General features: G+C 59.8%; 23 protein-coding genes. 8 read left to right on the plus strand and 15 right to left on the minus strand.

Annotated elements, in window-relative coordinates; translation table 11 throughout:
• Window positions 1-125: 125 nt before the first annotated feature.
• From ACIQJ2_RS22545 to ACIQJ2_RS22565, 5 genes are all read right to left on the minus strand, one after another.
• Window positions 126-758 carry a hypothetical protein gene (locus tag ACIQJ2_RS22545; RefSeq protein ID WP_199147481.1) on the minus strand — a complete coding sequence of 211 codons (633 nt, stop codon included), beginning with the start codon at window positions 756-758 and terminating at the stop codon, window positions 126-128.
• A 92-nt stretch (window positions 759-850) separates the two neighbouring features.
• Window positions 851-976: a type B 50S ribosomal protein L36 gene (gene ykgO / locus ACIQJ2_RS22550; RefSeq protein WP_003582204.1), complete on the minus strand. Its 126-nt coding sequence runs from the start codon at window positions 974-976 to the stop codon at window positions 851-853.
• Window positions 977-1,128: 152 nt separating this feature from the next.
• Window positions 1,129-2,187 (minus strand): 5-(carboxyamino)imidazole ribonucleotide synthase, encoded by a 1,059-nt coding sequence (locus ACIQJ2_RS22555; RefSeq protein WP_400671856.1) that lies wholly within the window; start codon window positions 2,185-2,187, stop codon window positions 1,129-1,131.
• Complete coding sequence (gene purE, locus ACIQJ2_RS22560) at window positions 2,184-2,678, minus strand: 5-(carboxyamino)imidazole ribonucleotide mutase (protein WP_199096177.1); 495 nt, start codon at window positions 2,676-2,678, stop codon at window positions 2,184-2,186. Before purE ends, ACIQJ2_RS22555 begins: the two co-directional genes overlap by 4 nt.
• A 19-nt stretch (window positions 2,679-2,697) precedes the next feature.
• Window positions 2,698-2,901 carry a YdcH family protein gene (locus tag ACIQJ2_RS22565; protein ID WP_037151625.1) on the minus strand — a complete coding sequence of 68 codons (204 nt, stop codon included), beginning with the start codon at window positions 2,899-2,901 and terminating at the stop codon, window positions 2,698-2,700.
• 231 nt (window positions 2,902-3,132) lie between these two features.
• Here ACIQJ2_RS22565 and ACIQJ2_RS22570 point away from each other — a divergent pair, with 231 nt between their 5' ends.
• Entirely contained in the window at window positions 3,133-3,306 is a 174-nt protein-coding gene (locus ACIQJ2_RS22570; RefSeq protein ID WP_199147477.1) for a DUF465 domain-containing protein, read from the plus strand.
• A gap of 230 nt (window positions 3,307-3,536) precedes the next feature.
• Here ACIQJ2_RS22570 and ACIQJ2_RS22575 read toward each other — a convergent pair whose 3' ends face one another.
• Window positions 3,537-3,797, minus strand: a complete 261-nt coding sequence (locus tag ACIQJ2_RS22575; protein ID WP_184702641.1) for a helix-turn-helix transcriptional regulator — start codon at window positions 3,795-3,797, stop codon at window positions 3,537-3,539.
• 225 nt (window positions 3,798-4,022) lie between these two features.
• On the opposite strand from ACIQJ2_RS22575, the gene ACIQJ2_RS22580 reads away from it, so the two are divergent.
• From ACIQJ2_RS22580 to ACIQJ2_RS22600, 5 genes are all read left to right on the plus strand, one after another.
• Window positions 4,023-4,676 carry a thiamine phosphate synthase gene (locus ACIQJ2_RS22580; RefSeq protein ID WP_400671853.1) on the plus strand — a complete coding sequence of 218 codons (654 nt, stop codon included), beginning with the start codon at window positions 4,023-4,025 and terminating at the stop codon, window positions 4,674-4,676.
• A gap of 9 nt (window positions 4,677-4,685) precedes the next feature.
• Complete coding sequence (locus ACIQJ2_RS22585) at window positions 4,686-5,915, plus strand: tetratricopeptide repeat protein (RefSeq protein WP_246761961.1); 1,230 nt, start codon at window positions 4,686-4,688, stop codon at window positions 5,913-5,915.
• Between the two features lie 305 nt (window positions 5,916-6,220).
• On the plus strand, window positions 6,221-7,021 hold the full coding sequence (locus ACIQJ2_RS22590; protein ID WP_400671850.1) for an inositol monophosphatase family protein: 801 nt from the start codon (window positions 6,221-6,223) through the stop codon (window positions 7,019-7,021).
• 133 nt (window positions 7,022-7,154) lie between these two features.
• A complete protein-coding gene (locus ACIQJ2_RS22595; RefSeq protein ID WP_400671847.1) occupies window positions 7,155-8,201 on the plus strand; it encodes a flagellar motor protein MotA in 1,047 nt (348 codons plus the stop codon).
• Window positions 8,202-8,204: 3 nt separating this feature from the next.
• Window positions 8,205-9,236 carry a peptidoglycan -binding protein gene (locus ACIQJ2_RS22600; RefSeq protein WP_199094967.1) on the plus strand — a complete coding sequence of 344 codons (1,032 nt, stop codon included), beginning with the start codon at window positions 8,205-8,207 and terminating at the stop codon, window positions 9,234-9,236.
• 170 nt (window positions 9,237-9,406) lie between these two features.
• On the opposite strand, the gene ACIQJ2_RS22605 is transcribed toward ACIQJ2_RS22600, so the two are convergent.
• Together ACIQJ2_RS22605 and ACIQJ2_RS22610 are read right to left on the minus strand one after the other, a co-directional pair.
• Window positions 9,407-9,595 (minus strand): YegP family protein, encoded by a 189-nt coding sequence (locus ACIQJ2_RS22605; protein ID WP_199147467.1) that lies wholly within the window; start codon window positions 9,593-9,595, stop codon window positions 9,407-9,409.
• A gap of 109 nt (window positions 9,596-9,704) precedes the next feature.
• Window positions 9,705-11,522 (minus strand): ABC transporter transmembrane domain-containing protein, encoded by a 1,818-nt coding sequence (locus tag ACIQJ2_RS22610; RefSeq protein WP_400672194.1) that lies wholly within the window; start codon window positions 11,520-11,522, stop codon window positions 9,705-9,707.
• A gap of 174 nt (window positions 11,523-11,696) precedes the next feature.
• Here ACIQJ2_RS22610 and rpmE point away from each other — a divergent pair, with 174 nt between their 5' ends.
• On the plus strand, window positions 11,697-11,918 hold the full coding sequence (gene rpmE, locus ACIQJ2_RS22615) for a 50S ribosomal protein L31 (protein WP_004117397.1): 222 nt from the start codon (window positions 11,697-11,699) through the stop codon (window positions 11,916-11,918).
• 154 nt (window positions 11,919-12,072) lie between these two features.
• Here rpmE and ACIQJ2_RS22620 read toward each other — a convergent pair whose 3' ends face one another.
• The 4 genes from ACIQJ2_RS22620 to ACIQJ2_RS22635 all read right to left on the minus strand — a co-directional run bounded on the left by ACIQJ2_RS22620 (window position 12,073) and on the right by ACIQJ2_RS22635 (window position 16,646).
• On the minus strand, window positions 12,073-14,010 hold the full coding sequence (locus tag ACIQJ2_RS22620; RefSeq protein ID WP_400671842.1) for a GTP-binding protein: 1,938 nt from the start codon (window positions 14,008-14,010) through the stop codon (window positions 12,073-12,075).
• Window positions 14,011-14,267: 257 nt separating this feature from the next.
• Window positions 14,268-14,783, minus strand: coding sequence for a DUF1465 family protein (locus ACIQJ2_RS22625; protein WP_184702660.1), 516 nt, complete (start codon window positions 14,781-14,783; stop codon window positions 14,268-14,270).
• A 368-nt stretch (window positions 14,784-15,151) separates the two neighbouring features.
• A complete protein-coding gene (locus tag ACIQJ2_RS22630) occupies window positions 15,152-15,343 on the minus strand; it encodes a DUF1192 domain-containing protein (RefSeq protein ID WP_400671839.1) in 192 nt (63 codons plus the stop codon).
• 28 nt (window positions 15,344-15,371) lie between these two features.
• Window positions 15,372-16,646 (minus strand): MFS transporter, encoded by a 1,275-nt coding sequence (locus ACIQJ2_RS22635; protein ID WP_199148287.1) that lies wholly within the window; start codon window positions 16,644-16,646, stop codon window positions 15,372-15,374.
• A 224-nt stretch (window positions 16,647-16,870) separates the two neighbouring features.
• On the opposite strand from ACIQJ2_RS22635, the gene ACIQJ2_RS22640 reads away from it, so the two are divergent.
• Window positions 16,871-17,032, plus strand: a complete 162-nt coding sequence (locus ACIQJ2_RS22640; protein ID WP_199094960.1) for a hypothetical protein — start codon at window positions 16,871-16,873, stop codon at window positions 17,030-17,032.
• 48 nt (window positions 17,033-17,080) lie between these two features.
• Here the strand turns inward: ACIQJ2_RS22640 and ACIQJ2_RS22645 are convergent, their stop codons facing one another.
• The 3 genes from ACIQJ2_RS22645 to ACIQJ2_RS22655 form a co-directional block, all read right to left on the minus strand.
• Window positions 17,081-17,998, minus strand: a complete 918-nt coding sequence (locus ACIQJ2_RS22645; protein WP_400671835.1) for a PhzF family phenazine biosynthesis protein — start codon at window positions 17,996-17,998, stop codon at window positions 17,081-17,083.
• A gap of 167 nt (window positions 17,999-18,165) precedes the next feature.
• Entirely contained in the window at window positions 18,166-19,440 is a 1,275-nt protein-coding gene (locus ACIQJ2_RS22650) for a serine hydrolase domain-containing protein (RefSeq protein WP_400671832.1), read from the minus strand.
• Between the two features lie 227 nt (window positions 19,441-19,667).
• A complete protein-coding gene (locus ACIQJ2_RS22655) occupies window positions 19,668-20,867 on the minus strand; it encodes a phosphoglycerate kinase (protein ID WP_400671830.1) in 1,200 nt (399 codons plus the stop codon).
• Between the last annotated feature and the right edge of the window lie 20 nt (window positions 20,868-20,887).

Below are 20,887 nucleotides of genomic sequence, written 5' to 3' on the forward strand. Positions count from 1 at the left end.
CGTTGCCGCAGAACCGTTGTGCTGCACACTTTTGCGCGACATGCATTAATCTAATGTCCCATCGCGGTTTTTCATCCCCTGGGATGCAGTTTCTGCTGTGCGCGATGGCCACGCTGCGTCAACAATCAGGTGCGGCTGCCCGCAATCTTCTCCGAGAGCTTGCTGACCTCTTCCTGTGCCGAGCGATTCGCCGGATAGATGTCGAGGAAGCGTTCCCAGGTTCTCAATGCAAGCGCATCATTGCCTCGTTCGGTCAGCAGCGCCGCCATGCCGGCAATAGCGCCAAAGTGGCGAGGCTCTATCCGCAGGACCTGATTGATGTCTTCCATCGACTTGCGATAGTCGCCGATAGCGAAGTTGAGCGTCGCGCGCCTGTTCCAGCCTTCGACATAATCGGGCCTCAGCGAGATCACCTGATCGAGATAGTCCATCGCAGCGGCGTTGCGCTTGTCCAGAATGGCCTTGTCGGCCCATTGCATCAGGAGATTAACGGTGGCGCTGCCGGAATCACTGAGTTCGGCATTGATCTGATCGGCGATGAGGCTCGCCTGATCGGGATCGCGCTGACGTTTCAATGATGTGAAGAGATTGTCGAGCCGCTGTTTGGGTGAGAGGCTGCCGGAGGTGTCACCGGAATCCTTCCGCTCGACGATACTGCTCGAATCGTCGGCCACCGCTGTTTGCGGAGTTGCTATACTCAAGGCAAGCAGGATCGGAAGGGCAAAATAGGGCAAAGCTAAAACGCGCATGGCGGGCATAGTAGCCCGCCAGTGTCGAAGATCAAAAACAAATTTGATGCGATCAACTAAAACTGTGCGCTCGATCCGAGGGATCAGAGCCACGCGCTATATCAGCCCTGACGAGCCTTGTAGCGCGGGTTCAGCTTGTTGATGATGTAGATGCGGCCCTTGCGGCGAACGAGACGGTTGTCACGGTGGCGCGCCTTGAGCGACTTGAGCGAATTCTTGATCTTCATTTTTCTGATCCGCGATGTTCGAGGGGGAATGTCACATTCGCCCGTGTCATTAACAATCAAAAGCGCGCTCAGGGCGCGCTCTTTAGGGTGGGGAGCAAATACCCTGTCGCCCGTGCCCTGTCAACCATGTCAGGGGCTTTTTCCCGCCCGTCTTAACGGACAAGCTGTGTAACATGGCCCATTTTGCGGCCCGGGCGCGCTTCGCTCTTGCCGTAGAGGTGCACCAGCGTGTCGTCAAGGCGCAGCCATTGCGGCAGCGCCAGAATGTCGTCGCCGACCAGATTCGTCATCACGCAATCGGAATGGCGCTGCGGATTTCCGAGTGGCAGGCCGGCCACCGCCCGGATGTGTTGCTCGAATTGCGAGATGACGCAGGCGGCCTCAGTCCAATGGCCTGAGTTGTGGACGCGCGGCGCCATTTCGTTGGCGATGAGGTCGCCGTTCGCCAGCGCGAAGAACTCGATGCCGATCACGCCGACATAACCGAGCGCAGTCAGGATCTTTTCCGCAGCCGCGCGCGCGGCTGCAGCCGTCTGCTCGGAAATGCTGGCGGGCAGGGTTGAAGTGTGGAGGATGCCGTCTCGGTGGACGTTCTCAGCCGGATCGTAGCAGGCAATCGTTCCGTCGATACCGCGTGCGGCGATGATCGAGATCTCGCGCTCGAAGGATACGAAGCTTTCAAGAATAAGAGGTACGCCGCCGAGGGCCGCATAACCGCCTTCGGGGCTGTCGGTCGATGAGCGATAGACACGCTGGCCCTTGCCGTCATAGCCGAGACGGCGGGTCTTCAGAACGCCTTGGCCGCCGAAATCGGCAAGGGCTGCCTCAAGATCGGCCTGGCTGTCGACGGCATGGAAGCGTGCGGTCGGGATGCCGCAGCCGTTGATGAAGCGCTTTTCGGTCAGCCGGTCCTGCGCCATCTCCAGAGCCTTCGGCGGCGGATAGACAGCGATATCGTCAGCCAGCCTTTCGGCGGCCAGGACTGGAACATTCTCGAATTCGTATGTCACGACGTCGCAGCGCCTTGCCAGTTCGGCAAGGGCAGCCGCATCGTCATAGGCGGCGACAATCTGCTCGCTGGCGACCTGGGCTGCCGGACAGTCGGCTTGCGGTTCGAGGATGATGATGCGGAAATTCAGGCGCGCAGCCGCCATGGCGAGCATGCGGCCGAGCTGGCCGCCGCCGATGATGCCGATCGTCTTCTCGGTCATAGGTCGTCCATCGGGTATTCGGCAACGCCTGCGCTCTGGCGCGCACGCCATTCGTCCAGCCGGTCGGCGATTTCTTCGTCGCCGAGCGCCAGGACGGCGGCGGCGAGAAGGGCGGCATTCACCGCGCCGGCCTTGCCGATCGCCAATGTTCCGACGGGGATGCCGGCCGGCATCTGCACGATGGAGAGAAGGCTATCCTGCCCGGAGAGCGCGCGAGACTGTACCGGCACACCGAAGACCGGCAGCGGCGTCATGGAGGCGGCCATGCCGGGAAGGTGGGCCGCCCCGCCGGCGCCGGCAATGATGACCTTGAAGCCTTCATCCCTTGCGCCCTTGGCGAAACTCACCAGCCTGTCCGGCGTGCGATGCGCTGAGATGATGCGCGCATCATAGGTGATCTCCAGGGCTTCAAGAGTGTCTGCGGCATTTTTCATGGTTTCCCAGTCGGACTGGCTTCCCATGATGATGGCGACAGGCGGTCTTTCGGTCATCATCGTCGCGTTATGCTCCTCAGGCTATAATGTCGGGAATAATCTGGTCTTCCAGCTTGGAAAGCTTGTCCTTGATGACGAGCTTCTTCTTCTTCATGCGCTGGATGCGAAGGGCCTCGCAGCCCGTCTGGATCATGGCATTGATTGCGGCATCATAATCTTCGTGTTCCTGGCGCAGCCGCGCCACGATCAGCCTGATTTCCGCCTGTTCCTGATCGGCCATGTTCATTTCCCCAGCATATCGCGGAATCGCATGTCTTCCGCCTCTTAAATCCCGCAAGCTCCTATCATCAAATGGCGGTAACGGGAAGTTATCCTTCATCACGAATTTGCCGCCTATAGGCCACGTTTTCGCCTTCGACAAGGGCCGGATATTATGGCACAGTGGGAGGGTTGACACCTAGGGCCTTGGCGAATGGATGGTCAGGGCCCCTAAAGAGGAAGGAAGGGTCATATGACTGTTCAAGCTCATCTTGAATCGCTCGAAAAGAAACATGTCGCTCTGGAGGAAGAGCTGCATACCGCACTGACGTCTCCCTCTATCAATGATACCACGATAGCCGACATCAAGCGCAGGAAACTGCGCGTCAAGGACGAAATCCAGCGTCTGCGTTCGTCGGTTCACTGACGCAAAGCGTCAGGGATCAAAATTATCGATCTTGGCGGGTAGGCCAGTGGATCGAGAGATTCCGGAATAGCTGCCGAGATCGAAAACTATTGTCGCTTAGAGCGAGTGCGCCGACGTTATAGTATCAGGGTGGGTCGGCGCAGCTTTCTTAACCATGCTGCGCAAGAACATTTGGACGCATTGCGATAGAGATTGCGCAAAGCAAAAAGTTTAGATGGAAGCGGCGGCTTTCAAGCCCAGAATTGATCCAGCCATAAATTCAGTTTGTCGAAGCCGCGGCTGTTGACGGCATATATGCGTTTCGTGCCCTCATTGGTCACGGAAACGAGATTGCTGTCGAGCAATGCCTTGAGATGCTGCGACACTGCCGGGCGACTGATCGGCAGGCCTTGCGCCAGCTCATTGACCGTTTTGGGTGAGCGTCGCAGCTCCTCCAGCAAGTAGCGCCGGTTCGGGTCCGCGATGGCTGCGAAGGGATCCATGGTCGACATAAGGAAAAGCTACGTCAAACGCTAGGGTGCGGCAAGTTAATTGTGCGCTGCACGATATAATGTGCGGCAGGCATCGATGGCAGGCGATATAATCGCGATCCACACCACCTTCGGGAGGCCAGTTTCGGCGGCTGCCCCTTGTCAGAGCGGACTATCGGATTTACTCACGACTATCGAACCGGTGCATCATCCCCCAAGGATGAGCCCGAAACCATGGAAGCTCGCATGACCGTGCCCGAAGATCGTTGCCGCCTCGTTCTCATCGTTCCCGATATCGCCGATATGGAGGAACAGGTGAAGGTCGTTGCCGATGCACTCAGGGGCGGCGATGTCGCCTCCGTGATCATTCCCCAGTATGGGCTGGACGATAACACATTCCAGAAGCATGCGGAGAAGCTGGTGCCCGTCGTACAGGCAGCCGGAGCCGCAGCGTTGGTATCAGGCGATAGCCGCGTGGCAGGCCGGGTGAAGGCCGATGGATTGCATATTGCCGGCAATCTCGCTGAGCTTACCGAAGCCGTCGAGAAGTTCGTGCCGAAGCTGATCGTTGGCGGCGGCAACGCCACCGAAAGGCACAGCGCTCTTGAGGTCGGAGAACTTCGGCCGGACTATATCTTCTTCGGCAAGCTTGATGGGGATATCAAGCCCGAGGCGCATCCGAAGAATGTGGCGCTTGGCGAGTGGTGGGCCTCGATGATCGAAATTCCGTGCATCGTCATGGGCGGCACGGATCCGAAGTCGGCGCTGGAGGTGGCTTTGAGCGGCGCCGAATTCGTCGCCTTGCGCACAGCCGTCTTTGCCGAGCCAGCGAACGCACCTTCCATCGTTGCGGAAGTGAACGCGCTTCTCGACGAAAAAGCGCCACGGTTTGAGGATTGATAGCGATTCATGTCGCCGAAGCCACGATTCTGCCATCGATCCTTCCTCGCCGTGCTCGCAGCCGGGCTTGCGGCATTTCCGCTATTGGCCGTGGCGCAATCGGGTAATGGCGGCGATACGTCGCTGCCGGGCGTGACGGCGCCGGCGGAAAAGAGTGCGCCGGCTGAGGACAATGCGCAGCCCGACGATTCCTCCGCTGCAGCGGACAAGGATGTTCCGCGGCCAAACCAGAGCATCGTCACGCGGCCGCTGAACGCCGATGTCAGCACTTTCAAGACCGAGAAAATTCAGCCGGGCGCAGAGCCCAAGGCCGATGACAATATCAAGCCCTCTGCGGGCGTGGGCGTTTTCGAGCGCATGGGCGCGAAGTTGCCCGATCTGCCGCCGGAGAAACCCTTCACCGGCAAGGTCGACGATGCCTATGGTGCCTTCCAGCGCGGTTATTACCTGACGGCGTTTCAAAGAGCCTTGCCACGGGCGCAGCTTGGCGACCCTGCCGCGCAAACCTTGATTGCCGAACTGATGACGCAGGGGCTGGGCGTCAAGCGCGACACCAAGGATGCAGCCTTCTGGTATAGCAAGGCGGCCGAGGGTGGCGATGCCACGGCCATGTTCAAATACGCACTGGTTCTGATGGAGGGGCGTGACGTCCCCCGCGATCAGAAAAAGGCGGATCAGTGGATGAGGAAGGCGGCCGACGCCGGCCAAGCCTCCGCCGAGTTCAACGTTGCGCAGATCATCACCGCAGAGAACCCCGGCTTGAAGGGGTTGCAGATGGCGCTTCCCTATTATGAGAAATCCGCCGAGCAGGGCATTGCCGATGCGCAGTATGCGGTCTCGCAGCTTTATCTCAACCTTCCCGATCTGCCGCCGGAAAAGAAGGCGCGCGCTCGGGAATGGCTGTCGCGCGCCGCAAATGCGGGTTTCGATACCGCGCAGCTCGATATGGGCATCTGGCTGATCAACGGCACGGGCGGCAAGCAGGATCTCGAAAACGGCTTCAACTGGATGCGGGTGGCCGCCTATCGCGGCAATGTCGTCGCGCAGAACAAGCTCGCGCATCTCTATATCAATGCCATCGGCACCAAGCAGGATCCGGTTGCTGCGGCGACCTGGTATGTCATATCCCGCCGCGCCGGCCTGAAAGATCCCGAGCTTGAGGATTTCTATCAGGGTATAGAGGACTATCAGCAGAAAGCGGCTATCGATGCTGCCAACAAATACCGCCGAGCACGCTAGAGCCGGATGATTTCAGGTCGGTTCGACCTGAAATCTGAAGTCGCCGTAGAATTCAACAGGCGGGGCGTGATGTCGTCCGAAATCGCCTGACACTTTTCGGCATCATGCTCCAACAGCTACCGTCAATCCGGTGTTATTGCGCGCCCTGCTGCGTCAGTTTGCGCCTGCAATTGCCTCACCACTTGAAATTCCCCCGATTTTATGGTCTTGAGGCCGCCAATCTTTTATGTGCGCTGACGTTCCCGCTCCGCCGGGGCTCGATTTCGGGTCCGGTCAGCACCTTCTGCATTATCCAAGGAAACCCGATGGCCCGTTCTGCTCTTCTCAATGTCATGGTTCAGGCTGCCCTCAAGGCAGGCAAGTCGCTCAGCCGCGATTTCGGCGAAGTGCAGAACCTGCAGGTTTCGGTGAAGGGACCAGGCGATTTCGTCAGTCAGGCCGACATCAAGGCACAGAAGATCATCCGCGACGAATTGATGAAGGCCCGTCCGACCTACGGCTTCCTCGGCGAAGAGGGCGACGAGATCAAGGGTACGGATGGCGCGCACCGCTGGATCGTCGATCCCCTCGACGGCACCACCAACTTCCTGCACGGTATTCCATTCTTCGCGGTCTCCGTCGCTCTGGAGCGTAACGGTGAGATCGTTGCCGGCGTCACTTTCAATCCGGCGACGGATGAACTCTATACGTCAGAGCGCGGTGGCGGTGCATTCCTCAATGACCGTCGTCTGCGCGTCGCCTCGCGCCGCGTTCTCTCCGACAGCGTCATCAGCTGTGGCGTTCCGAATCTCGGCCGCGGCAATCATGGCAAGTTCCTCGTCGAGCTGCGCCATGTCATGGGCGAAGCCGCAGGCGTGCGCAGCCTCGGTTCGGCGTCGCTCGATCTTGCCTATGTGGCGGCCGGCCGCTTCGACGGCTTCTGGGAAACCGGCCTTTACCCTTGGGACGTGGCCGCGGGCATTCTGTTCATCCGCGAAGCCGGCGGTTTCGTCTCGGATTCCAACGGGGGCACCGATATGCTCAACACCGGCTCGATCATTTGCGGCAACGAGCACATCCAGAAGGCGCTTGCCGAGGTCGTGAAGCGACCGATCCCGACGAAATAACTTACGTCCCGACACGTTCCTTCAGTCATAAAACAGTCTGTTGCCAACGGGCTGTTTTGTGCTTTCCGTCTCTTCAATTCGGCACAATGATGCTCTAGTCTCCGCAGCGTAAAATGCGGCGGCGGAGCGTATGATGGAAAATGTGAAACTGTCGGATCTGGGATCGACCGACAACGTATCGGGAAATTACACCTACAAGCTCTCAAGCCCGATGGCCTTTTTCTGGACGATGATCCTTTTCCTGATCATCGTCGGTTTCATCGTGGCCATCCTGTTCCGTCAGGCTCAGGTCGCCTTCCTGCACAATCCCGGTCTCAACGGCTTGATCGTCGGCGTTCTGGTCGTCGGCATATTGCTTGTCTTCAATCATGTGCTGATGCTGAGGCCAGAAGTTCGCTGGTTCAATCATTTCCGCGCCGTCGGCAATGCCGACAAGGTCGGCCGCAACCCGCGGCTGCTCGCGCCGATGCGTGCGCTGCTCGGCAATCGCCGCGCGATGCAGTTCTCGACGGCGACGCTGCGCTCCATCCTCGACTCGATTGCCACGCGCCTTGACGAATCGCGCGATACCTCACGCTATCTCATCGGTCTGCTCGTCTTTCTCGGCCTGCTCGGCACATTCTGGGGCCTGATCGGCACGATCGGCTCGATCAACGACGTTATCCAGGGGCTCGATGCCGGCACCGGCGATAGCGGCGATATCCTAAGTGCCCTGAAATCCGGCCTCTCCGGGCCGCTGGTCGGCATGGGCACGGCTTTCTCCTCCTCGCTGCTCGGCCTTTCCGGCTCGCTGATCCTCGGCTTCCTCGATCTGCAGGCGGGGCGGGCGCAGAACCGCTTCTATACCGAACTCGAAAACTGGCTTTCCTCGGTTACCGATGTCGGTTCGGATATCGCCCCCCCGGTCATCGACAATGCCGCCGGTGCGTCCTCTGAGGATGTGCGGGCCTTGTCGGACTATCTGCGCAAGATCGCCGACGAGGGTGGTGGCCAGCGTTCGGTAACCGCGATGGCGAACCTTGCCGAGGGTATTCAGGGGCTAGTCAAAAACATGCGTAACGAGCAGCAGATGCTGCGCGACTGGATCGAGGCACAGCAGGAGGAGGCCAAATCGATGCGGCGCACGCTCGACCGGCTTGCCGATCGTATCAGCCATGCCGAGAAGACCGGGAGCAAGTAAGCCATGGCGCTCGCCCGCAACCGACGTCACCAGAGGACTGTCGACTACTGGCCCGGCTTCGTCGATGCGCTGTCGACGCTGCTCATGGCAATCATGTTCCTGCTGACTGTCTTCGTCGTCGGTCAGTTCATTCTCAGCCGCGAGATTTCCGGGCGTGACGAGGTGCTCAACCGCCTCAACAGCCGTATCAACGATCTCGTCGAGCAGCTGGCGCTGGAAAAGAACGGCAAGCAGGATCTGGAGGATACTGTCGCCAATTTGCAGGCCTCCCTTTCATCGGCGGAAAGCGAACGCTCGCGCCTGCAAGCCTTGCTCTCTGCCGGTTCCGGCAACAGCCAGGCTGCAGAGGCGAAAGTCGGCACGCTCTCGCAACAGCTCGACGAGCAGAAGCAGGCGAGCGCCCGGGCGCTGAGCCAGGTCGATCTCCTCAATCAGCAGATTGCTGCTTTGCGCAGTCAGATCGCGGCGGTGGAAGCGGCGCTTCAGGCGTCCGAGTCCAAGGATCAGTCGTCGCAGGTGAAGATCGCCGATCTGGGACGACGGTTGAATGTGGCGCTGGCCCAGCGCGTTCAGGAGTTGAACCGCTATCGTTCGGATTTCTTCGGTCGGCTGCGCGAAATTCTGTCTGACCGCGACAATATCCGTATCGTCGGCGATCGTTTCGTTTTCCAATCCGAGGTGTTGTTCCCGTCCGGCGCTGCGGATCTCAATCCGGCAGGTCAAGCGGAGATGGCCAAGCTGGCTGCTGCGTTGATCGATCTTTCCAAGGAAATCCCGCCGGAGATCAATTGGGTGCTGCGTGTCGATGGTCATACCGACAATGTGCCGCTCTCGGGTAGTGGCCGCTATCAGGACAACTGGGCTTTGTCTTCGGCGCGCGCCATCGCCGTCGTCAAATTCCTGATTGCGCAGGGTGTTCCGGCCGACAGGCTGGTGGCGGCAGGCTTTGGCGAGTTCCAGCCGATCGCTCCTGGCGACACGCCGGAAGCGCGCGCCACCAACCGCCGTATCGAACTGAAGCTGACCGAGAAGTAGTCGGTCAGTATTCCGCCAATATAAGCAAGCAAGGTCGGAAGAAGTGGCTGCAGGGCTTTGCTGCAGTCGCCGATAGCGACGATGTTTCATATCCATTGCGGACGAATGAAAACGGCCGGCACGCCAAATGGCAGCCGGCCGATCTTAATGCGCAGCTTTGACGCGAAGTTTCAGGCGGTAGCGGTCGTCTGGTCTTCGGTAGTTGCGCCAGGAGCGTGAGCCTTGATGGATTCGATGGCATGAAGAGCCGATGCCTTCGCCTTGTAGCCCTCGGATCCGAACATGATTTCTCCGTTCGAGGCCCTGAAGCGGAAGCGAAACTCGCCAGCTTTGTCCTTATAGACTTCAAATTTATACATGGTTCTCGTCTCCTAGAATCGCGTCAGCGCGGGATAACACTGAAAACCTAGCTCAACTTCGAAGCTATTTCTACATGGTTGTATAAAGTGCTACTGGACCCGGTTCGCGCTACCTGGCGATGAGCATCCGTTCCTCGATGCCGGCATCGAATTGCAGGCGCGCCAGCTTGGCATAGATACCGCCATGGCGGATCAGGCTCTGATGCGTGCCTTCCTCGACGATGCGGCCCTGATCGAGCACGAGAATGCGGTCTGCCTTGAGAACCGTCGCGAGGCGATGGGCAATGACGAGTGTCGTCCGTGCCTCCATCAGGCCTTCAAGCGCCTTCTGAACTAGCGTTTCGCTCTCGGCATCGAGAGCGGATGTCGCTTCGTCAAGCAGGAGGATCGGCGCATTTTTCAGGATGGCGCGGGCGATGGCGATACGCTGGCGCTGGCCACCGGAAAGCGTCACGCCGCGTTCGCCCACCTGTGTGTCGTATCCTTGCTCCAGGCGCGAGATGAATTCGTCCGCCTGTGCGGCAATCGCGGCGACGCGCACCTCGTCCCGCGATGCGTCCGGGCGGCCGAAGGCGATGTTGTCGTGGATGGTGGCGGCAAAGATCGTCGTGTCCTGCGGCACGATGGCAATGCGCTCGCGCAGCGTCTCCGGCAAAACATGGCTGATATCGACGCCGTCGACGGCGACACTGCCCTGCTGCGGGTCGTAGAAGCGTAGCAGCAGCGAAAAGATGGTGCTTTTGCCTGCTCCGGATGCGCCGACGATGGCAACCGTCTCTCCCGGTTTGACCGAAAAGGAGAGGCCGTGGAGCGCCGATCTGCCAGGGCGCGACGGATAGAAGAAGTGGACGTCGGAGAATTCGACGCGCCCTTCGGGCGGCGGCAGGGGCACCGGATTCGCCGGTACTGTAATCGGCGATACCTCAGCCAGCAGTTCGCCAAGCCGGTCGGCCGCGCCTGCGGCTTGTGACAGTTCTCCCCAGACTTCGGACAGCGAACCGAGCGAGGAGCCGGCGATGACGGAATAGAGCAGGAACTGGCCGAGCGTCCCCGCCGACATCGTGCCGGCGAGCACGTTCTGCGCGCCGACCCAGAGAACGGCGACGATGCTGCCGAAGACCATGGCAATGGCAAAGCCCGTCAGCAGGGATCGGGATTTGATCGCCGCACGGGCTGCCTGGAACGCATTTTCAACGGCCGCACCGTAATGTGCGGAGGCGGCATTCTCGCCGTTATAGGCCTGTATGGTGCGGCTGGCGGCGATGGTTTCGTTGGCATAGGCCGATGCGTTGGCCAGCGTGTCCTGCGCGGCGCGGGAACGCTTGCGCACGGAGCGGCCGAAACTGAACAGCGGCAGGACGATGACGGGGATTGCGATCAACACGATGCTCGACAGCTTCGGGCTCGTGATGATCATCATCGCCATGGCGCCGAGGCAGAGGATCAGATTGCGCAGCGCCACTGAAGCCGTTGCGCCGACGGCGGACTTGATCTGCGTCGTATCGGCCGTCAGGCGCGAGACGATCTCGCCGGACTGGTTGACGTCGAAGAAGGAGGGCGGCAGCCGCGTGACATGGTCGAAGACTTCGCGGCGCATGTCGGAAACGATGCGCTCGCCGATCGTAATGACGAAGTAGTAGCGCAATGCACTCGCGGCGGCCAGAATCAGAGCCATGATCATCATTGCGACGAAATAGCTGTCGATGAGACCGCGATCGGCTTGGTCGAAGCCGTGATCGATCATGCGACGCACGGCGATCGGCAGGGTGAGGGATGTGACGGCAGCAACGACGAGGGAGACGATCGCTCCAGCCACCATGCCCCTGTACCGCTTGAGATAGGGCGCCAGTCGTCCAAGAGGTCGGATTGATCTGTTTCTTTTTTCGTCTGCCTGGCCAATTTCCGACAAGTCGTCTCCAATCCCCATATCAGCAAGGGACTTGACGTTTTCGCCCCTTGTTATCCCTGCCGCCTTCATGTATAGGCACGCCATCTTAATTGGAAGCCGTGGCCTAACCGGACTGCGGCTTCATTTATTCAATCGGTTCGGTTGCCGCAATGCCTTGCGACAAATGGACCCTGCCATGACAGGAAGATTGTTATGAAGGCGAACATCCATCCCGACTACCACACCATCAAGGTAGTAATGACCGACGGCACCGAATACGAAACCCGCTCGACCTGGGGTTCCGAAGGCGCTGTCATGAACCTCGAAATCGACAGCAAGTCCCACCCGGCCTGGACCGGCGGCAATCAGCAGATGCTCGACCGCGCTGGCCGCGTTTCGAAGTTCAACAAGCGCTTCGGCGGTCTCGGCATCTAATCGCTCTGCGATCTGGTGTTTTGAAAAGAAGCCCGGTTTTGCCGGGCTTTTTTGTTGCGACAATTGGCTGGGATCTTCGGCTGAAGCCTGCCACCTGTTTGTGGATGGGACGGCTTTGAACCAAAGCCGTCCCATAGGTTTTGTCGCAGCGGCCTCAGCGTATCCGCTGCAGGTAGTCGGCGCGGTGGAACGGATTGGCGCCGGCGCGCTGACGGAGCGGCGGCGGGCCTCCGATCCGGGCGTAATGGTCGAAAGAATGATCCAGCACGCCGGCTCCGCTTGTCAGCCCGGGAAGCTGCTTCTGAATGCCCTGGATCAACGCTGAAGCAACTGTACCCTCAAGCCGTGCCATGCCGGTCGTAATGACGGACTCGGTGGTCGATGCGCCTGTTTTCGCCAGCAGTGTGAGTATTCCGGTTAACGCTGTCGTCGGCACTTCGAGCTGGAAGCGATCGATCGGCTCGCATACCGCTGTCTGCGCCGAGGCGAGCGCCGCTGCCAATACCAGTGGCGTCAGCCTGCGGAAATCGACGGCCGTGGTTGCGGGAGAGCTCTGGCGTGCTGCGGTCATGGCAACATGGCAATCGATGACCTGCCAGCCGAAGATACCCTCTTTCAACGTTTCGAAGACGGCCTCCTCGACCGCACGATAGAAGCTGGCCGGCATCTGGCCCATATCGACCTCGAATGCGAAACTGTTTCCGGCTCCCGGCGGCCCTGGTGTAACACGCAGGCCGACGGTCGCGAGAAAGGGGTTCGGCTCCTTGAATATGATCTCGACTGCGCTCCCGGTCCCGATCGGGCGTTCGGCATGGATGATCGTGCTTTCCTCGAAAAGAGCCTCCAGTCCGAAGTCGTTGGCCAAGGTTGCCTGAATCACTTCCTTTTGCACTTCGCCATAGAGCGAGACGAATATCTCCGTCGCACCCTCGTTCGTGCGCAGGTTGATGAGCGGATCCTGATCCGCCAGTTGCGTGAGCGCCAGCCATAGCGCGGCATTGTCGGCTGGGCGCACCGGGCGCACCCGCGTTTCCAGCGTCGGCGGCGAGAAATGCAGGTGGCTGCGCGACGAGCCTCCATCACCGATCGCATCGCCGATGCGGGCGCCGCTCAACCCGCTGATCTTAGCAATATGTCCGGCGGCAGCCCGTGTGGTCTTTTCGACCCTGCCGTCGGTGAATAGCTGGATGGCGCTCACCTTTGCGGCTCCCTTGGGCAGATCGAGATAGTCGCGAACCGAGATTGTGCCTGACGTCAGGCACAGGTAGGCGAGTTTTTCGCCACCCCATCCCCGTTCGATTTTGAAGATTCTACCACCGACCGGCCCGTCGGGATCCGGCCGTCGGCTTGGCAATAGGGTTCTCATGGCGGATATCAGGGCAGGGACCCCTGCGCCGCTCATAGCCACGCCGGCAAAGGCTGGATGTATCAGGCCTCTCGCCACCTGATCTGCAAGAGCGTGTTCGAGCCTTTGTGGAGTTAGCCGGTCCGGCGCCAGAATGTAGTCGTCCATGACTCCTTCGTCGCCGGCCGCAAGTGCTTCGCAAACAGCGCTGAGATAGGGCTCTTTCGCCATATTGGCAGCTTGGACTTCGGCCAGCTTGCTGCCGGCATTGTAGACGGCCGACATCGCGATCGGGCGCGCAGACAGTTGGCTCGCAATCTCCTCGAGGACCTGCTCATAACGAGCGCCCAGACGGTCGATCTTGTTTATGAAGAACAGGAAGGGGACGCCGAGCTGCCGCAGGGCGCGGACCAGCACGCGGGTTTGCGGCTGTACGCCTTCGACGGCCGAGACCACGACGATTGCCGCATCGAGCAATTGCAGTACACGCTCGACTTCGGCGATGAAGTCGGGATGGCCGGGCGTGTCGATGAGATTGACAACGAGGTCATCGATCGTGAACGACACCACTGCGGCTGCAATCGTGATGCCGCGTTGTCGTTCCAGGTCGAGACTGTCTGTCTGGGTATTGCCGCTATCGACGCTGCCGAGCTTGTCGATGACGCCAATGTCAAAAAGGAATCGTTCCGTGAGGCTAGTTTTGCCTGCATCTACGTGGGCCAATATGCCCAAATTCAAAGTGCGCATGTTCCATCATCTTCTCAGAATTTCGGATTTGATTTTCGTGAGAAGTGAGTCGGCGCATTGGGGCCTCCAGGCACAGTTGATATCGGCTGGCACGGCTCTCGAAAGTTGAGAGAACGCGCGGGGACACTCTTACAGCTGCTTTGTGAAATTCGTCAAGCGTGCTGGTGGCTGCCGATTTCGGCTCTGGCACGGCAACAAAACAAAACCGGCCGCGCGAGGCGCAGCCGGTTGAAATTCGTCATAATGCTCAGATCGGCTCAGTTGTTGCCGAAGGCTGTCTGCAAGAGGCTGAGCTGTGCCTTGACGCTGTTCTGGTTGTCCGGAACGATTGCGGGCTCGGTCGGGCGGTAGATTTCGCGGTCGAGCAGGGCGACGCGGTTCTGCAGACGAAGCGAACGCTCGACGAGGTCGCGGAAGGATTCCGGCAGATCGTTCCAGCCGGGAGCGGTGCGATCGACGTTGAAGCCGTCGAGGCGAACCTTGTTCTTTTCCGCCAGCACCTGATCGCGGGACATTTCACCGTTGTTGACGGCGCGCTGCAGCAGCAGCCAGGAGGCCATCTGCATAAGGCGGGTCGTCAGCCGCATGGATTCAGCGGCGTAGAGCACGGAGGCCATGCGCGGCAGAACCTTGGAAGCGGCACGGCCCTGACCGTCCAGATAACCGGCGGTTTCCTCTACCAGCGACATGCCTTCCGAGTACAGCGCCCTGAACTGTGCCGACGATGCCGCATGGCCAGCAAAGCTGATGGTGTTCAACCCAAGTTCCGACATCGAATAAATCCCTGCTTCACGCAACACTTTTGTTCAGGAAAAGCCGGTCAAGTCCCTAAGAGCTTTCGGCATCCGCTTTTATGACTTTAAGATGGTGGTTTTAACTGAAATCCGCAAGACGATTCTTAAGAAAGGGTTAATCTCCACAGTTTCGTCGCGGGAGACGATACATGGCAAAAAAGAAGAGCCGCAAAAGCGGCTCTCAAGGTAAAACAGGGAGAAAAATCAGACCAATTCGCCAAGTGAAGGAACCGTCTGAGTCCAGAGCGAATCTGGATGATCATAGTAATATGTCGTAAAGCTTAATATTCTGTTGAGCATGTCTCAATCTTGAGCTTGCCACCCGAGGTTTTGTTGATCGTGCCTCTTCAGAAACGAAAGAGGCCTTCCGCCGCCTTGCGGCCGGATGCTTTGGTGGCAACTTCCTTTTCCAGTCTGGTAATTTCGCTTTTGAGCAGCGCTATGCGGTTGTTCAGTTCGTCGACCGACAACAGCGACAGGTCGCTGCCGATCTCATGCGCCGATGGCTGCTGCGGACGATCGTCGTCGAAAATGCTCATTTCGGCTTCTCCTTTTCCTGCAAAGGGATCAGGTGCCGTAATTTACAGATGTATCGTCCTTTTTTGAAGTCTCGCTTCGCGCAAGCGTCATGCTCTCGGGTGTGATCATCTGAGCGTTGGCCGACGGCATGGTCGTGTACGAGTCGCGGTCGCCGGCGGGCTTGGCGGCGCGGCGGCGGCTGCGGAAGATCGAATAGGTGGTGATCAGCACGTGGGCGAGGGCGGTCAGGAAGAAAAGCGAATAGGGACCGACCGCAGACATGATCGGGCCGCCGATCGTCGGGCCGATGATCGTGCCGATGCCGTAGAGCAGCAGCAGGCCGCCGGAAACCTTGACGAAATCCTCCGGCGCGGCGAAGTCGTTGGCGTGGGCGACGGCGATCGGGTAGAGCGTGTTGGCGAAGGCGCCGTAGATCACCACCATGCTGATGAGGAAATACGGGCTGGCCGGTTGCAACAGGAAGAGCAGCAGCCCGTCCACAGCAGCGATGGCGGCCATGCCTGCCAGTACGTAGCGTCGATCGATGCGGTCCGAAAGGCGGCCGGCCGGCAGCTGCATGACGGCGCCGGCAAAGATGGTCAGGCTCATCATCAGCGCGATGTCGCCTCCGGAAAGGCCTGCATTGGCGCCGAAGACGGCGCCAAGCGTGCCGTAGGCGCCGTTGGCGATGCCCACCAGCAGGATGCCGAGCGAGGCAACCGGCGAATTCCGATAAAGTGCCTTCAGATCGAGGCTGACGGCTTTCAGCGGCTGGGGGGAGGCTGCCGTCGACAAGGTGGTCGGCAGCATGGCGACACAGTAGCAGATGCCGCAGAACATGAAGAGGATCGGGGTGTGAATATCGGCGAAGGGCACCATCATCTGGCCCGCAACGGCGCCGATGAGGGTGATGCCGATGTAGAGCGAGAAGATCGCGCCGCGGCTCTCGTTGGTCGCGCGTTCGTTGAGCCAGCTTTCGATGATCATCGAGGTGCCGGCCGTGCAGAAGCCGGTGACGGCGCGCAGCGCCACCCACCAGGTCGCATCGACGACGATGCCGGTCAAAAGCGCGATGATGGCGATGACGGAAATGAAGCCCGAGAAGGCCCGGACGTGGCCGATGCGCCTGACCAGTTTCGGCGCGGTCAGGCAGCCGAGAACGAAGCCGGTGGCCCAGGTCGTGCCGAGCAGGCCGAGCGTCGTTGTCGCATAGCCTTCCGCCGTGCCGCGCATCGGCAGCAACAGGCTATGCAGGCCGTTTCCCGTAAAGAGGAAGAGCGTTCCGAACAGCAGGGCCAATACGGGCAAAATATTTCTTTTCATGCTCCCCACCTTCATGCGGATCCGCTTAAGGAACCGATAAGGCAGGATCCCACCTGCCTGATTTCACTATTGATTGTGTCCCGGATTGCCGCTATCGGCCTGTAGAAACAGTCTGTTGGCGCGGAAAAATGTCCGTCCTATGACGATTAGAGCATGATCGCGAAAACTGTGCAGCGGTTTTTGGTCGCGGCTGCTCTCACTCTTGCGCAAACGGGGAAGATAACGTGACAAAAGCCATCGCGGTGCTGCTGTTGCTCGCCATGGCGGTGCAGCTCATCAAGCCCTTGGGGCTGCCGGGGCTCCGGCGCCGGGCCGATTTCTGGAAGATCGCCATCATCGCTTTTGGCGTCTGGACGATCGCTCTGATCATCAACGAGACGTTTTAGGGCGTTTTGGCCCACATTTAGACCCCTTGACGGGTCCGGTCCTCTGCTTCAGAGCAAGATCTCTCCGCGCATGACGTGGACGCTGCTGCCGGTCAGAAAGACTTCGTTTACCATGCCGACGGTTTTGCTGATCTCGACGCCGATCACGCTGCGTCTTCCCATCTCCACGCCCTGCTCGATTGTGATGTTCACTTCGGCGTCCGGTGCTGGCAGCAGTGAGGTAAGGTAAGCGCCGAGCGCTGCGGAAGCGCTACCGGTCGCAGGATCCTCGGTGACGTTGTCGAGCGGGGCAAACATGCGGGCGCGGATATGCCACGGGTTTTCCGCCGAGCGTACATAGAGAAACAGCGAAAAGCCGGTCTTGTCTTCCTTGTGTCGTGCCGCGGCCTCGGTGAACACGGCGGCGTTCGGCTGCGCCTTGCCGAGCGTTGCGAGACTGCCCAGCTCCGCAAAGGCAAAAGGCAGACCGACGGATGCGAATGTCGGTGCGTGGGCGGTGCGCAGGATCGACTGCGGATCGATCTGTACGCAACGCGCGATCAGATCTTCGGCGATGGTCTCGCCGGTCGTGAGCTTTGCAGGCGCACGGATCCGCGCGCCTGTGACGCCGGAAGCATCGCGCAGCATCGTCACTTCCACCAGGCCGGCATCTTCTTCGAAGGTCAGCCGATCATCGGCCGACTTCCCGAATATTTCCGATTGCTGGCCGAGGACGAAAGCGGTGCCGACATTGGGGTGACCGGCAAAAGGGATCTCGGCGGTCGGCGTAAAGATACGGACTCGTGCAGTATGGTCGGGGTTGTCAGGCGGCAGCACGAAGGTCGTTTCCGAATAGCCGAATTCGGCTGCGATCTTCTGCATTGCGCCGCTGCTCAGCCCGCGGGCATCCAGAATGACGGCCAGCGGATTGCCGGCGAAGCGCTCCGAGGTGAAGACGTCGACGGTGACATAGGCGACGGTGTTCATTGGCGGCTCCCGATGCATCTATAGGATCGGGAGGATATAACCGCTGACGGACGATGGCTGAAGGAGAGAACTTGTGTCCATGACAAGTTCACGAGCGGTCCGGCCCCGGATTTATGCATTGCATGCATCGTGCGGGTGCGGCTTTCCGCGCATGGGCAAGGGCCGCGTCAATTGCCCTGGAACTGTTTCAGCAGGCTGGACCATAACTCGACCAGTTCGGCGCTGCCTGCATCGGCCGGTTTGGCGCGCACCGCCGTATGGACCAGGACCAGATGTGTCGTCGGATCGACGATGATGCGCTGACCTGCCCGACCGTCGAGAAAGAACGTTCGGCGCGGGCCGGGCATCAGCCAGGTTTGATAGCCGTAGCCCCACGGGTTGGTCTCGTGATTTACGGCGAGGAACGAGCCCTGCTGGACCGGCTGCGTCGCATCCAGCAGCCATTGGCGCGGTATGATCTGACGGCCGTTCAGCGCACCGTCATGGGCGAGCAATAGACCAAAGCGGGCGTAATCGCGAAGTGTCGCGCTGAAACAGCAATAGCCGACTTCCTGGCCCGTGCTGTCGACCTGCCAGTTGGCGCTCGCTTCCGCGCCCATCGGCTGCCATATCCGGGATTGCAGGTAATCCGACATCGTCATGTGGGTGGCGTGTGTCAGGACCAGGCTCAGCCCTTCGGTATCGAGATTGCTGTAGTGCCAGACGGTGTCGGGAGGTGCCACCCGCTTGTTGAAACGCGAGACGGCCGTGATGGGGTCCAGCCTTTCCGGACCGAGCAATGAGTTGCTGAGCCGAACGTTGTCGTCGGGATTACCGAAATTTTCGGTGAAGGCGATACCGGAGGCCATATGCAACAATGCGCGTATCGGCGTGCTGCCCATCTCGGTACCCTTCAACTCCGGCACATAGCTCTGCACGGTATCGTCGACGGAGTGGATGGCGCCTTCGGAAATGGCAATGCCGATCAGCATGCCGGTCAAGGTTTTTGCCATGGATTGCGAGACAAGGCGGTCCCGATCGGTACGGCCGTATTGATAGTGTTCGAACAGGATCGTGTCGTTACGTGCGATCAGCAATCCCGTTGTGGGATTGGTGTCGAGATACTTCGCCAACGAGGCCGTTTCCTTGCCGAATGCGAACTTGACCGAGATCTCGGCCGCAGCGCGCAGCAGCGGCAACGGGCGTTCGGCTGGAGCGACCGTGTGCGTCGGCGCCAGTTGATCGGCGTGACTGAAGTTGCCGATCATGTTTTGCTGCTTGCCCATTGGTGGGCTTAGCGACGGGCCTGTGGGATAGCCGAGTTTCTGACCATAGGCCTCCGCATCCGGTCCGGTTGGGGAAAAGACAGGGTTGGCCGGCTGTAGCTGCTGGGCGCGCGCAGCAGCTACTTGAAAAACCATCACCACGGCAAGAACAGCAACAAGACTGCGCCAGGCAAACATGCGGCAACCCCTCAATTAAGCCCCTCTATAATAGGCGGGACAAGCTAGTGCCGCGCTTTCGTGACATCTGTTTGACATGATTGCTTTCCGATGCCGCATCAAGCCATCATTTTATTGTCTTGCCCTGTCATGGATGTCGGGCTGCTGGACGTCTATTAGCTGAAAGCAAAAAAACCGCGAAAGGTTTAGCTTTCGCGGCTTTCGTTGTTCATGACAAGGCAGTTCGATTATTTGCCGTGCAGAACGGCGACGCCCGGAAGGACCTTGCCTTCCATCCATTCGAGGAAGGCGCCGCCCGCCGTCGAGACATAGGTGAAATCGTCGGTGACGCCGGCGTGATTCAGCGCCGAAACGGTGTCGCCGCCGCCAGCGACCGACGTCAGCTTGCCAGACTTGGTGCATTCGGCTGCATATTTGGCAACCGCGACCGTTGCGGCATCGAAGGGGGCGATTTCGAAGGCGCCGAGCGGGCCGTTCCAGACGAGCGTCGTGGCGCGGCCAATCCAGCTGTTGATCGCTTCAATCGACTTCGGGCCGACATCGAGTACCATGGCATCGGCCGGGATGGCTTCGATGGCAACGACTTCGTTGTCGGCGCCGGCCTTGAATTCGCGTGCGATGACGCCGTCTTCAGGCAGCACGATCGCGCAGCCGGAGGCGGCTGCTTCGATCATGATCTGCTTGGCGGTGTCGGCGAGATCGTGCTCGCAGAGCGACTTGCCGACATTGGTGCCACGGGCGGCGAGGAAGGTGTTGGCCATACCGCCACCGATGACAAGCGCGTCGACCTTCTTCACGAGGTTCATTAGAAGATCGATCTTGGTGGAAACCTTGGCGCCGCCGACGATTGCGACGACCGGGCGCACCGGATTGCCGAGGCCCTTCTCGAGCGCTTCGAGCTCAGCCTGCATGGTGCGGCCTGCATAGGCCGGCAGCAACTGGGCGAGCCCCTCGGTCGAGGAATGGGCGCGATGTGCAGCGGAGAAGGCGTCGTTGACGTAGATGTCGCCATTGGCGGCGAGCGCCTTGGTGAAGTCTGCTTCGTTCTTCTCTTCGTTCTTGTGGAAGCGGGTGTTCTCAAGCAGCAGGATGTCGCCATTGCTCATCTTGGCAACGGCGTCGGCTGCCGACACGCCGATGCAGTCGGAGGCGAAGAGAACGGCATGGTCCAGAACTTCTTCGACGGCCGGTACGATCAGGCCGAGCGAGAGGTCCGGTGAGGGGCCATCCTTCGGGCGGCCGAAATGGGCGAGCAGGATGACCTTGGCACCCTTCTGCGACAATTCGAGAATCGTCGGCGCGACGCGCTCGATACGGGTCGTATCGGTGACTTTGCCATCCTTGACCGGCACGTTGAGGTCGACGCGTACGAGCACGCGCTTGCCGGTGATGTCGTTGAGATTGTCAAGGGTTTTGAAGGCGGCCATGGGGAGGATCCAGTGTTGTT

The organism is Rhizobium sp. NPDC092011 (assembly GCF_044756305.1).
Classification (GTDB): domain Bacteria; phylum Pseudomonadota; class Alphaproteobacteria; order Rhizobiales; family Rhizobiaceae; genus Rhizobium.